Source organism: Pseudomonas sp. MIS38, from assembly GCF_019891575.1.
Classification (GTDB): domain Bacteria; phylum Pseudomonadota; class Gammaproteobacteria; order Pseudomonadales; family Pseudomonadaceae; genus Aquipseudomonas; species Aquipseudomonas putida_A.
The window spans coordinates 15,860-27,123 of record NZ_JAFLXF010000037.1 but is presented as its reverse complement, the minus strand read 5'-3'; the positions used below and the strand labels follow the sequence as shown (position 1 = coordinate 27,123).

Sequence of the window (11,264 nt, the reverse complement as noted above, 5' to 3'; positions counted from 1 at the left end):
ATCTCAAGGAGTTTTCCGTTTCGACTGCGCCGGAAGTGGGGCGAATTATAGACCTCCTGAATCTGCCGTCAACCGTTAATTTCAGTTTTCTATCAATGCACCGAAAAAGCCTGCTTATATATAGACGCACCGTCAACAGATGCGCAGCATACGGCCCATCGCCTAAAACAACGCCTTCGGATGATGCCTCACAATGACAGCCCAACTTCCTGGATCCCGGCCCTTGCCCGGCTCCCGAATACGCCCTACCCCAGCGCCCCTGCTCAATCCAGGCGAGACCGTGGTGCTGTTCGACGGCGTCTGCAAGCTATGCAACGGCTGGGCGCGTTTTCTGATTCGCCACGACAACAAACAGCGAGTGCGCCTGGCGGCAGTGCAATCGCCAGAAGGTCAGGCCTTGCTGGCATGGGCCGGTCTCCCGGTGGACGAATTCGACACTATGGCGGTGATCCGCGACGAGCATTACTGGGTGCGCTCCGATGCGTTTTTCGAAGTGATTGCACAACTGCCGGCTCGTTGGTCGCCGATCACGCTTCTGCGAGTTTTCCCACGAGCACTTAGAGACTGGACCTACGACCGCGTGGCACTGAATCGCTATCGGATCTTCGGCAAGTACGACAGTTGCCTGTTACCCGATCCCGATCACGAACGACGCTTTCTCAAGTCGCCAATGTGAATGCTCAGCTACATCAACTGCAGCCACTGCCCCGGCGTCATCTTCGTCACCATCATCAAAACAATTACGAACATCCCGAGAAACCCGCAAACACCCATCCAGAACCACTGCCGATAAACAGCCCGGTAATCAGCATCAAGCCTTGCGCCACATTGCACCGCGTCCGCCGCCATCCCCAGCAAACGTTTCTGCAGCAACAGCACCGGCAACCAAAGCGAGCCCACGATAAAGAACAGGATCAGCGACATCAGCACCCATTCCGTGGTCAAGGGCAACCCGGAAAGCCTTGTCAGCCAATAACCCGTCGCGATCTGGATGAAGCCCGCCGGCGTGGTGATCCAGGCGTCATAGCGCACGACCATTCTCGCCACATGCGCAATCACTTGCGGATTGGCCGTGCGACTGGCGGCGATCAGGTACAGATAGGAACCCATGCCGAAGCCGAAGAGGAAAATCGCAGCGATGACATGCACGTACTTCACGCTCAGATAAAGCATGCTCAACGCATCCCGTCAGAGAACATCACGGACAGGCCAAGATTCTGCGGATCGTTGATCGCTGCCATGTATTCGTCGACGCTGATCTCACCAACACATGGACGAGCCCCCGGTTCGGGCAAGTAACCTCGGGCGATCTTCGCGGCCAGAGCGACGGCAGCACAACTAGGGATCTCCGGCCCCTTGTCATTCAGCGCGGTCAGTTGCGCCATCATCGACAACGGCTGGTCGTTCAAACCGACACCTCGCACATCTATATACATCGCACTTCTACCGTCACCGAAACGCTCAAACCATGTCCCCCAGCGATGCAACCGGGCCGCCCACACCCTGTGGTCACGCACCAGCCCTTTCCTCATCCCCAGTGCAAACAGATAATTGGCCACGCCGCCGAGCTTGAGGCCAGCACCTGCCTTGAAACTCAACGTGTGCGCACCAAAGCGGCTGGCAAAGATGTCCATGTCCGGCACATCAACATTGGCCAGCGCACGAGTGCCCAGGTTCTGCAGCTTGCGCAGGGTCAAGTCTTCCCAGCCCATCACCTCATGCACTTGACCATTGCGCAACTGGCGGATCGGTTTGCCCGCATACGCCAGTACACCCTCGATCGTCGACAACCCCGGCATTTTCGCTGACGAGGAAATGCCGTGCTCGATCGAGTCGATGCGTTTGAAGTGATGGCGCTGCTCATCGATGATCGCCGACGACAGCGTCGGCACCGAACTGCAACCACTGAGGATGACGACACCGGCCTCTCTCGCTCGGGCATCGAGTGTGCCGATGCCATTGACAAACGTCCGGCAGTCCGCCAGATCGCAATAATTGACGCCCGCCTCGATGCAGCTTTCGGCCACTGCATAGGATTGCCCCTGAAACGGGCCGCCCGTGTGAATCACCAGTTGAATATTCATTGCGCGCAGAGCAGCGGTGAAACCGGCGCCCATCGCATCACCACACCAGCGCTCGCAGCTCGCCCCCAACTCAGCGACCTTGCGCTCCAGCTTCTGCGGATCGCGCCCCGAGATCGCCAGATCGACGCCCGGCATGTCGATCAGATGCCGACAAACGATACTGCCAAAGTTTCCATACCCGCCAACCACCAACACCCTGAGTGCCATCAACGCTTCCCTGAACAATTCAACAACTGACCCGTAACCGGATTCGGCGCAGCTTCCCTGATATCACCGGGCCAGGCAAGCCTGCGTCAAAGGACGGCGATGTAGTAACGTCAGCGCCTCGACAACGGAGGTTGATATGAGTAAACGAATCATCGTCATCGGCGCGGGAATCGTCGGCGCGTCAGTTGCGTATCATCTCGCCGCGAAAGGTGCACACGTCATAATGGTCGAGGCCGGTGAGATTGCGTCCGGTGTGACGGGCCGCTCCTTCGCCTGGATCAATACTTCGCACGGCGGACCGGATTCCATTGCGCCGTTGCGCGCAGCGGCCATCGCAGAATACCGCCGACTCGAATCCGAGCTGCCGGGGCTGAAGGTGCGCTGGACCGGTGCGCTGTCTTACGGCGATGGCCGGTTTCAAGCGCCTTCTATATATAGCGCGCAGATTCTCGAGCTTGAACCCAACCTCAAACATCCTCCAGAACGGGCGTTCTTTGCCGCCGAAGAAGGCGCGCTGGATGCCGTGCAGGCAACGCGGGCCTTGATTGCAGGTGCGCAGGCGCAAGGAGCGACTCTGCTTACCCATACGCCAGTGCTCGGTTTGCAGATTCTGGACGGTATCGTCAGCGGCGTGATCACTGCGACGGGCAAGCACGATGCCGACGTTGTCGTACTGGCAGCCGGAACCGCCACCCCGCTGTTGGTGGATCAACTGAACGTCACCCTGCCCATCGACGCCTCACCCGCAATATTCATCCGTTACAAAACCCAACCCCAACGAGTGAACACGATCATCTCAAGCCCCGAAATGGAAATCAGGCAAGACACTGACGGTACGTTGCTCGCTGCAGAAGACTACGTAGATGAGGCGCCGCAAAACAGCGCGCAAGCCATCGCACAGAGAACGGCCAAAGTCATCCAGCACGAACTGCACGGGGTGCTATCCATAGAGCCGCAAACGGCGTGCGTCGGCCTCAGACCAATGCCTGTCGATGGCATTCCAGTCATTGGCTATCTGCCGAACCTCAGCGGTGCCTATGTTTGCGTCATGCATCCGGGCGTGACATTGGCGGCAGTCGTAGGACGACTGGTGGCCGAGGAGATCGTCGGGGGAGGCTTTGCGACCGCGTTAGCGCCGTGTCGGCCAGATCGATTCCAATCAGCGTTTTGAGCAATTCACCCGCAATAAAATGCAGCGCTGGCAACGGCATGCCATCTTGTACGATGTCTTATCACAAGGTATTACTACGTCTCCTCAACAAAAATAAAACCACGGAGATCGCTACATGGACTCATTCCTGTCCGCCAAGCCTGAAAGCCTTGACCAAGTGAAAGGCAATACCCGCCGCAGTTTCCTGAAACAGTCGCTCGCTGTTTCCGCCACGCTCGCCACTGTCGGCAGCGCCGCACTGCCCCGCTTCTCCGATGCCGCCGAACCCTTGAGTCAGCGCTACCCTGATCCACTGATTCATATCCTCGACGACAGTTTCCTGGAGCTACGCGTTTTCAACGCCAGTGTTGAAAAGCTCGCCACCGGCATGCGCTGGGCCGAAGGACCGGTGTGGGTCGGTGATGGCCGCTATCTGTTGGTCAGCGACATCCCCAATAATCGCATCATGCGCTGGGACGAAATCACCGACTCCTTCACGGTGTACCGCGAACACTCAAACTTCTCCAACGGCATGTGCCGGGATCGACAAGGGCGTCTGATCGTTTGCGAAGGCTCCACCACCACTAGCGAAGGGCGCCGCATCACGCGCACCGAACACAATGGCACGATCACCGTGCTGGCCGACAGTTTCGACGGCAAGCCCTTCAACTCGCCCAACGACATTGTCTGCAAAAGTGATGGCTCGATCTGGTTCACCGACCCGCCATTCCAGACCGGCAACAACTACGAAGGCCACAAAGTCACCCCGACCCAACCCCACGCCGTGTACCGCATCGACGGTGAGAGCCAAAAAGTCACTCGGGTAATCGACGACCTTAACGGCCCCAACGGCCTGTGCTTTTCTCCCGATGAAAAGACCCTGTATGTCGTCGAAGGTCGCGCCAAGCCCAATCGCTTGATCTGGGCGATTACGGTGAAAGACGACGGCACCCTGGGTGAACGCCGCAAGCACATCGAAGGCTTGGACTATGCCGCGATTGACGGCATCAAGTGCGACGAAGCGGGCAACCTGTGGTGCGGCTGGGGCGGTGATGGTGATCCCAAGGCCGACCTGGAAAAACTCGACGGCGTGCGTGTTTTCAACTCGCAGGGCAAGGCCATCGGGCACATTTCGCTGCCAGAACGCTGCCCGAACCTGTGCTTCGGCGGGCGCGAAGGCAATCGACTGTTCATGGCCAGTAGTCACTCGATCTACTCGTTATTTGTAAATACGCGTGGGACTACGTTCGCGTTGTAAAAACGACGCCGGTCTCGCGATAGTTCCGTGAGTAGCGAAACAAGATCCTGCCGCGCATCCGAGGCTGCGCGGTGACGATCCTTGTCGCTGAATTATCGTTCGATAGCATGCCGCCCTGTATCGACGGCGCCGCCCAAGGGTGAAGTCAGAGTGCCTGGCCCTTGGCTATGCAATACGCGTTGACGAACGTTGCCGTGTGCTGCAAAGCCTGACGTATATCCGGTTTGGCTATTCCATGCCTGTTGGCAAATTGCTCGACCGCCGCGGTGTTGAAACGAGTGGTCTGGATAAAGTCCAAGGCTTCCGGTTTTGTATTCAAAAACCACGCGACCGGAGGAATACTCAGTAGCCACTTCAGCAGTCGGAGTGAAATGTGATGTTTGGGAGACTTCAAGCCCAAAGGTTTAGCCACCTGTGCCAGGAGTTCTCGCAAGTTTGGCGTTTGATCGTCAAGCGCCAGCAGTTCCTCGCCCACCATGGCAGGATCAAAAGCACAAACAGCCACCAGTTCGACCAGATAATCCACGGTGACCAGTGGCAGCCAGTGCTCGGCGGTACCGGGCACTGCAGTCATCTTGCCCTGCACCAGGTTGCGTATCAGCGCCACCAGCGGCTGACCGTCAACGATATGCCCGGTGCGGCTGTGGCCACAGACCGTCGCAGGGTGGACAACGGTCATCTCACCACCCTTGGCGGACATGACCTGCTGGGTCGCAAAATGCGCCTCCAGCTTGCTTGCCTCGTATCCACCGACACGTCGGTAGACGGCGGGCCAGTTCGTCAACTCCGGCTGACGAGGATCAATGCCGATGCGTTGCAGATGTTCATGATTGTTCAGCATGTAGCCGCCGATCATCACTAAACGGCTTTTTTGCTCAGCCGCCAACAGCGCCACACGCTTTGCCCCCTGCACATTCACCGCACGAGACTGCTCCATCGAAAGCCCCCATGCGAAGTGAGCGCCCAGATGGAATATGACGCTGGCGCGCCTCAGCACCTCCTGATCAGCCAGGCTCAGCCCGAGATTGTCCTGTTCCAGATCGCCAGCCACGGCAAATACCCGTGTCGCGCACCCGCCTAAACTATCAACTTGCTCGCGCAACGCAGCCAGCCGCTCCGGGCGACGCATCAATACCCGAAGGGTGTGACCTTTTGCACTCAGGTTCGCCAGCAAATGTTGACCGATGAAGCCGGTTCCCCCCGTGACAAAGCACTCCACGCTCATTTCCCTGCTCCTTGTTGAAGGTGAGAAATCAAGCGTAAAGTATCGACCCAACTCTACAGTCAAGCGGTGTTTTCATGAAAATCGGCGAACTCGAGGCTCGCAGCGGCGCCAGCCGTCATACGTTGCGTTACTACGAGCAAATCGGCCTGATCTCACCGCTGCGGCAAACCAACAACTATCGTGTCTACACCGAGCAAACCCTGCAGGATCTGGACTTTATCCAGCGCGCGCAAAGCATGGGATTTTCCTTGGGGGAAATAGGCGAGATTCTGGATGCGCAGCGCAACAAGCTGATCGACTGTGCTGACGGCGCGAAGCTGATTGAAAAGAAGATGGCCGAAATCAAACAGAAAATTGCCAACCTCCAAAGCATCCATCGGTATCTGGATGTAGAGCGTGCGACCCTCGAAGCGAGTGCTGCCAGGCAACTTGAGCTTCAACAGTTGAGCGACGCTGCCAATCATTGAACCTACGGCAAATGCGTGGGGAGGCTCCTGCGCAAAGTGTGCTGTGCCTACAACATCCTGCGCCAAAATGGTGTGCCGCTGGGCAAGGCGGATTATGTGCAGCACATGTTTGCGTATCTAAGGAAGTAATTGCAGCGCGAGCTTCGGGTCAATCAGGATTGACCCGGAGTTTTTGCAGAAGAAACGCCAGTGACTCCACCGCCCCGTGATAACTCTGCGTTGAACGCTGCGTATCCCATGACATGGCATCGTCCACACAGAAATCGCCAACGCATTCCATGCTCAGATCCTCATCGAGCAGTCCGAGCGGAATCCACACGTAAGGCGATTCGCGAAGCGGGTTGGGCACGGTCGAGCCGCATTGTGCGCAGAAGTCGTTTCTGTAGCCGCTGGGTTTGACCCAACTGTTAATCAAGTCCTGCCCTGCATCCCAGCGAAAGTCCCGAGCGTTGACCAGAGTGGCGAGGTTGAACCCGACACCGGTTTGCTTGCGACACAATGAGCAGTGGCAGCGATAGAAAAAGCGCGGTTCCACTGAGAGGGAAAAGCGTACTGCCGCGCAAAGACACTGCCCTGTTGTCATGGGGACCTCCTTGGAAAAACGATTGATCAGGCGCTGGCGTCAGGTTTAGAAACAAGCGCGCCGGCAGAACCTCAGGTTACAGACAGAATTTATTGCGCCAAGTGTTAACAGAGATTTGAATGGAATCGTCTATCGAGATGGCGATCCCTCCTCTTGCGCTCAAAGCCTAAATCAGCTTTTCGACCAAAACCGTGTCCGCCTCGATAGACATATCGCCAAAATCGCCCTCGAGAGATAGAACGTTTTCAACAAAGCTGATCCCTTCCAGCTCTCCGAGGACGCGAGAATTTTGAAGGTGCAGAGCACCGAGACTGATGGGCAACTCTGCGCCATCGATATTCCACGCCGTCAGTTTGCATCGGCAGCCGTCCTTCAGGCTGACGACCATTTCGAAACAGCGATGTGCCTGATCCAACGTGAACGATAAAACGTCGCTACTTTCGAGCGCTTGTACATCCATACTGAGCTTCTTATGTTTAAAAGCGCATTCTAACGATCTGCGAGGCCCCGGCCATGACTCAGATAAAAAACCCCGAAGACGCTCCCGCCGCATTCCAGGCAGCCTGGAACGCTCACGACATGGCGGCACTCGGAGCTCTGTTCGATCCGCAAGCGACGTTCGTCAATCGTTTCGGCCACTTCGTTCGGGGCGTCGAGCAGATCGTTGCGCTGCACGCGCCCATTCACCAGACGATCTATCGTGACTCCACTCTTGAGAGTGAACTGATCGATATCGATCCTGTTGCTGACGGGGTGGCGATCATTCACTTCTGGAGTCGTTTGTCGGCCGGTGCTGCGCATCCGGCCGGAGCGCATGTGGTGGATACGCTGATTCTCGCGGTGCTGATCAGGCAGAACGAGGCTTGGCGCATCAGAGCGCTGGAAAATGTGACCCTGACCAACCCGCGCACAGGTGAAGCCACCCTGCGTGATTAGCGGTAATCCGTTTCAGCGCACCGCAAAAGGTTTTTCGCTGCATGCTGCATCCGTTTCACTCCCTGCTCCGTATATTCAACACCCTCATTCGAAGGGTCGAAGAATCAAGGAGACGCACCATGCACATGCTCATCAAACGCCTTGCTGTCGCTTGCTTCACCCTGCTCTGCCTCGGCGCTGGATCCAGTTTTGCCGCCGATACCGTGATGGTTGGCGGCGCGGCCATGTATCCGACCAAGACCATCGTCGAGAATGCAGTCAACTCCAAGGATCACACGACCCTGGTCGCTGCGGTCAAGGCCGCCGGGCTGGTGGATACGCTCAACAGCAAGGGCCCGTTCACGGTCTTCGCCCCCACCAACGAAGCCTTCGCAAAACTGCCCGCCGGCACGGTCGATACATTGGTCAAGCCTGAACACAAGGCCGATCTGACGAAGATCCTGACTTACCACGTCGTCGCCGGCACTCACACGGCTAAACAGTTGATGGACGACGCCAAAATGCACGGCGGCAAAGTGATGCTGAAAACCGTCCAGGGCGAATCGCTGACCGTGATGTTGCACGACGGCAAGCTGTGGGTGCAGGACGCCAAAGGCGGCAAGGCGGCCATTACCATCGCGGACGTCATGCAATCCAATGGCGTGATTCATGTGGTCGATACGGTGCTGATGCCGAATTGACTGGCTGACTTGGCGGGAACTCATCAAAGAGTCCCGCCAAAGTCACGATTGAAAGAATTACCGACTCACGCCGAACGCTTTTCCACCCAGCGCCGATATTGCCGGGTGCGAAACGCCATGGCGATCTGCTGCAAAATCAGCGCGCGTAACGGTGACACACCCGGATCAGGCTTTTTCGCCCGACTGAGTTTACCCAGCTGAAACTTCACCACCGCCATGTTCGCCAAGGCCGCAATGGCCTTGTTTTTCCAAGTGATCGGCGGCAATTGCGGGGCGTTGTCCTTGCCCTGCAGCCAGTCGCGCGGCAGGTACGGATCGATGGCCAACGCGGTACCGATGCCGACCATGTCCACACCACTGTGCACGACGCTTTCGGCAACCGGACGACGGCGGATGCCGCCGGTGACCATCACTGGAATTTTGGCAACGGTCTGAAGGTCCCGGGCAAATTCGACGAAATAGGCCTCGCGAGCCAGAGTTCGACCATCGCGCGCCTCACCTTGCATGGCCGGAACTTCGTAGCTGCCACCGGACAGTTCCACCAGATCCACGCCCAAATCGTTGAGCAGCTCAACGACCTTTTTCGCGTCGTCAGCGGTGAATCCGCCGCGCTGGAAATCGGCGGAATTGAGTTTGACCGCTACGGCAAACTCTGCAGAAACCACCGCCCTGACTGCCTTGACGATCTCGACCAACAACCGCGCGCGGTTCTGCAGAGAGCCGCCCCACTCGTCCATCCGTTGATTGGTCAGAGGCGAGAGAAACTGGCTCAACAGATAGCCGTGGGCGGCGTGGATTTCCACGCCGGTGAACCCCGCCTGTTCACCCAGGCGTGCGGTATTGGCAAAACGCTGGATGACGTCCTTGATCACACTGGCGGTCATGGCGTGGGGCGTGGCGAAACGCTTGGACAGTTTGCCCAGCTCCAGCGGCACCGCTGACGGCGCCCAGGTTTTCTGCCCGAGGTTGGACTGCATCTGGCGCCCCGGATGATTGATCTGCAACCAGAACTGCGCACCGGCAGAACGGCCGATCCGCGCCCAGCGCTTGAACTTGTCGAGTTGCTGATCATCCTGCAGCACCACGCCGCCCGGCCCGGTCATGGCGCGGCCGTCGACCATCACGTTGCCGGTGATGATCAGCCCGGCACCACCGTCGGCCCATGCCTGATACAGACGCATCAGTTCTGCAGAGGGCGCCTGGTCGGCGTCCGCCATGTTTTCCTCCATGGCGGCTTTGGCGATGCGGTTCTTGATGGTCGAACCGTTGGGTAAGGTCAGGGGGTCGAACACATTCATGGGGCAGTCCTCAACTGGAGATGAGGCCACCATAAGATTGAAGTCAACTTTAAGGTCAATAGCCTTTTTAGCTGATTCGCGCTTTAACGCGCCACATCGCGACACTCTGCAGCGCCCACCACACCTTGTTCGCGCAGTCGATTTATCAGCATTTGCGCATTGTCCGCGCACGCCACTCCCACGGGCTTGCCTTCAATGCCCTGGATGACGAGCTGAAGTTGTTCCTTGTTCTGCGCCAGCCGTTGCTGCAGCACCTCGATTTCTTCGACCTTTTGCTTCAAGCCACTGAGCAACTGGTCATGCTGCCAGCCACTCGCGTTCATCGGCATCAACTGACGGATTTCCTCCAGGGAGAAACCTGCCGCCTGCGCGCCGGTGATGATATGCAACACCCACTGTGTGTCGGGGGCGTAATCGCGATAGCCATTGGCTTTGCGCGCGACTGAAGTGATCAACCCGCTCGCTTCGTAGAAGCGGATACGCGATGGCGCCAGTCCGCTGATTTTTGCCAGTTCACCAATTCTCATGTCCGACTCCGCAGCACGTTAACCTTGAAGCTGACTTTAAACCTGAAGGAGTGCAACAGCCAACACGGCAAATCACGCCAGCAACTCAGTCATCCACTGCACCTGCCGCGCAACCTCTTCCAGCCTCTCCTCGGGCACAGCCTGGCGCGCCTGTTTGAAACTGTTCAGGGTTTTCTGTTTCTGCCTTAAAGAACGCTGCCATTTAGCGAGGAATGCCGGGCTGCGTGCTTGCATCAGCAACGGGCCGAAGTACAACTGTTCGGCGCTATAACTCAGTGGTGCGCCGCGCTCGGCGACGATGATTTCGTAGAAGAAACGGTTTTCCTGCAGCACTTCCTCGTCGAGGATGCGGTAGCCGTTGTCCATCAGCCATTGGCGCAGGGGTTGCTCGCCGCCGTTGGGTTGCAGGATCAGCCGTTCGTGCCCGCGCAGGTGCGCCTTGCCGCTGTCGAGAATGTCGCGAATCGTCTCGCCGCCCATGCCGCAGAGGCTGATCGCGGTGATTCCGTCATCAGGCTCGATCGCCGCCAGGCCACTGGCCAGACGCACGCTGATGTGCTGCTGCAGATCGTTGTCGCGCACCGTGCGCACCGCGGCATGGAACGGCGTCAGCGCCACCTCGCCGGCCACCGCCGCAACGATGGCGCCACGTCGCATCAGGGCCACCGGCAGATAGCCGTGATCCGAGCCGATATCCGCCAAGCGCGCGCCGGCCGGTACATGCGCCGCCACCCGCTCCAGACGCATGGACAATGTGTGTTCGTTCAACTGCCGCCCTCTTCCCCAGCCGTCGCCGGCGCTGTTGGCCGGACAAGGGGCGCGACTCTAGCGGGCAATGGTGGGTATTTC

15 protein-coding genes are annotated in these 11,264 nt (G+C 58.1%); 7 read left to right on the top strand and 8 right to left on the bottom strand.

Features of this window, described 5'->3' with window-relative positions; all coding sequences use genetic code 11:
• The first annotated feature begins 223 nt into the window (after positions 1-223).
• Positions 224-676, top strand: a complete 453-nt coding sequence (locus tag J1G18_RS27065; protein ID WP_098968351.1) for a thiol-disulfide oxidoreductase DCC family protein — start codon at positions 224-226, stop codon at positions 674-676.
• Positions 677-684: 8 nt separating this feature from the next.
• On the opposite strand, the gene J1G18_RS27060 is transcribed toward J1G18_RS27065, so the two are convergent.
• Both J1G18_RS27060 and J1G18_RS27055 read right to left on the bottom strand, forming a co-directional pair.
• On the bottom strand, positions 685-1,173 hold the full coding sequence (locus tag J1G18_RS27060) for a DUF2269 family protein (protein ID WP_223009428.1): 489 nt from the start codon (positions 1,171-1,173) through the stop codon (positions 685-687).
• A gap of 2 nt (positions 1,174-1,175) precedes the next feature.
• Positions 1,176-2,291: a saccharopine dehydrogenase family protein gene (locus J1G18_RS27055; protein ID WP_223009426.1), complete on the bottom strand. Its 1,116-nt coding sequence runs from the start codon at positions 2,289-2,291 to the stop codon at positions 1,176-1,178.
• Between the two features lie 136 nt (positions 2,292-2,427).
• On the opposite strand from J1G18_RS27055, the gene J1G18_RS27050 reads away from it, so the two are divergent.
• Both J1G18_RS27050 and J1G18_RS27045 read left to right on the top strand, forming a co-directional pair.
• Positions 2,428-3,462 (top strand): NAD(P)/FAD-dependent oxidoreductase, encoded by a 1,035-nt coding sequence (locus J1G18_RS27050; RefSeq protein ID WP_098968348.1) that lies wholly within the window; start codon positions 2,428-2,430, stop codon positions 3,460-3,462.
• A 115-nt stretch (positions 3,463-3,577) separates the two neighbouring features.
• A complete protein-coding gene (locus J1G18_RS27045; protein WP_223009423.1) occupies positions 3,578-4,699 on the top strand; it encodes an SMP-30/gluconolactonase/LRE family protein in 1,122 nt (373 codons plus the stop codon).
• Positions 4,700-4,844: 145 nt separating this feature from the next.
• On the opposite strand, the gene J1G18_RS27040 is transcribed toward J1G18_RS27045, so the two are convergent.
• Positions 4,845-5,924 carry an SDR family oxidoreductase gene (locus J1G18_RS27040; protein WP_223009421.1) on the bottom strand — a complete coding sequence of 360 codons (1,080 nt, stop codon included), beginning with the start codon at positions 5,922-5,924 and terminating at the stop codon, positions 4,845-4,847.
• A gap of 74 nt (positions 5,925-5,998) precedes the next feature.
• Between J1G18_RS27040 and J1G18_RS27035 the strand changes: the two genes are divergently transcribed.
• Both J1G18_RS27035 and J1G18_RS27030 read left to right on the top strand, forming a co-directional pair.
• Positions 5,999-6,391 carry a MerR family transcriptional regulator gene (locus J1G18_RS27035; RefSeq protein ID WP_041074696.1) on the top strand — a complete coding sequence of 131 codons (393 nt, stop codon included), beginning with the start codon at positions 5,999-6,001 and terminating at the stop codon, positions 6,389-6,391.
• 15 nt (positions 6,392-6,406) lie between these two features.
• Positions 6,407-6,520: a DUF1993 domain-containing protein gene (locus J1G18_RS27030; protein ID WP_265331917.1), complete on the top strand. Its 114-nt coding sequence runs from the start codon at positions 6,407-6,409 to the stop codon at positions 6,518-6,520.
• 19 nt (positions 6,521-6,539) lie between these two features.
• Here J1G18_RS27030 and J1G18_RS27025 read toward each other — a convergent pair whose 3' ends face one another.
• Positions 6,540-6,974 (bottom strand): GFA family protein, encoded by a 435-nt coding sequence (locus tag J1G18_RS27025; protein WP_098968345.1) that lies wholly within the window; start codon positions 6,972-6,974, stop codon positions 6,540-6,542.
• Positions 6,975-7,140: 166 nt separating this feature from the next.
• Positions 7,141-7,434 (bottom strand): hypothetical protein, encoded by a 294-nt coding sequence (locus J1G18_RS27020; protein ID WP_210559011.1) that lies wholly within the window; start codon positions 7,432-7,434, stop codon positions 7,141-7,143.
• A 53-nt stretch (positions 7,435-7,487) separates the two neighbouring features.
• Here J1G18_RS27020 and J1G18_RS27015 point away from each other — a divergent pair, with 53 nt between their 5' ends.
• Both J1G18_RS27015 and J1G18_RS27010 read left to right on the top strand, forming a co-directional pair.
• On the top strand, positions 7,488-7,910 hold the full coding sequence (locus J1G18_RS27015; protein ID WP_135295575.1) for an SgcJ/EcaC family oxidoreductase: 423 nt from the start codon (positions 7,488-7,490) through the stop codon (positions 7,908-7,910).
• A gap of 119 nt (positions 7,911-8,029) precedes the next feature.
• Complete coding sequence (locus tag J1G18_RS27010) at positions 8,030-8,590, top strand: fasciclin domain-containing protein (protein WP_097087837.1); 561 nt, start codon at positions 8,030-8,032, stop codon at positions 8,588-8,590.
• 65 nt (positions 8,591-8,655) lie between these two features.
• On the opposite strand, the gene J1G18_RS27005 is transcribed toward J1G18_RS27010, so the two are convergent.
• The 3 genes from J1G18_RS27005 to J1G18_RS26995 all read right to left on the bottom strand — a co-directional run bounded on the left by J1G18_RS27005 (position 8,656) and on the right by J1G18_RS26995 (position 11,183).
• On the bottom strand, positions 8,656-9,888 hold the full coding sequence (locus J1G18_RS27005) for an NADH:flavin oxidoreductase/NADH oxidase family protein (RefSeq protein WP_223009419.1): 1,233 nt from the start codon (positions 9,886-9,888) through the stop codon (positions 8,656-8,658).
• Positions 9,889-9,971: 83 nt separating this feature from the next.
• Positions 9,972-10,415: a MerR family transcriptional regulator gene (locus tag J1G18_RS27000; RefSeq protein WP_098968341.1), complete on the bottom strand. Its 444-nt coding sequence runs from the start codon at positions 10,413-10,415 to the stop codon at positions 9,972-9,974.
• A 72-nt stretch (positions 10,416-10,487) separates the two neighbouring features.
• Positions 10,488-11,183, bottom strand: a complete 696-nt coding sequence (locus J1G18_RS26995; RefSeq protein WP_134786153.1) for a tRNA (adenine(22)-N(1))-methyltransferase — start codon at positions 11,181-11,183, stop codon at positions 10,488-10,490.
• Positions 11,184-11,264 lie beyond the last annotated feature (81 nt).

Excerpts from the sequence above, each read along its gene's own strand:
- J1G18_RS27060 (WP_223009428.1), bottom strand. The coding sequence starts at position 1,173 with ATGCTTTATCTGAGCGTGAAGTACGTGCATGTCATCGCTGCGATTTTC.
- J1G18_RS27055 (WP_223009426.1), bottom strand. The coding sequence starts at position 2,291 with ATGGCACTCAGGGTGTTGGTGGTTGGCGGGTATGGAAACTTTGGCAGT.
- J1G18_RS27050 (WP_098968348.1), top strand. The coding sequence starts at position 2,428 with ATGAGTAAACGAATCATCGTCATCGGCGCGGGAATCGTCGGCGCGTCA.
- J1G18_RS27045 (WP_223009423.1), top strand. The coding sequence starts at position 3,578 with ATGGACTCATTCCTGTCCGCCAAGCCTGAAAGCCTTGACCAAGTGAAA.
- J1G18_RS27040 (WP_223009421.1), bottom strand. The coding sequence starts at position 5,924 with ATGAGCGTGGAGTGCTTTGTCACGGGGGGAACCGGCTTCATCGGTCAA.
- J1G18_RS27035 (WP_041074696.1), top strand. The coding sequence starts at position 5,999 with ATGAAAATCGGCGAACTCGAGGCTCGCAGCGGCGCCAGCCGTCATACG.
- J1G18_RS27025 (WP_098968345.1), bottom strand. The coding sequence starts at position 6,974 with ATGACAACAGGGCAGTGTCTTTGCGCGGCAGTACGCTTTTCCCTCTCA.
- J1G18_RS27020 (WP_210559011.1), bottom strand. The coding sequence starts at position 7,434 with ATGGATGTACAAGCGCTCGAAAGTAGCGACGTTTTATCGTTCACGTTG.
- J1G18_RS27015 (WP_135295575.1), top strand. The coding sequence starts at position 7,488 with ATGACTCAGATAAAAAACCCCGAAGACGCTCCCGCCGCATTCCAGGCA.
- J1G18_RS27010 (WP_097087837.1), top strand. The coding sequence starts at position 8,030 with ATGCACATGCTCATCAAACGCCTTGCTGTCGCTTGCTTCACCCTGCTC.
- J1G18_RS27005 (WP_223009419.1), bottom strand. The coding sequence starts at position 9,888 with ATGAATGTGTTCGACCCCCTGACCTTACCCAACGGTTCGACCATCAAG.
- J1G18_RS27000 (WP_098968341.1), bottom strand. The coding sequence starts at position 10,415 with ATGAGAATTGGTGAACTGGCAAAAATCAGCGGACTGGCGCCATCGCGT.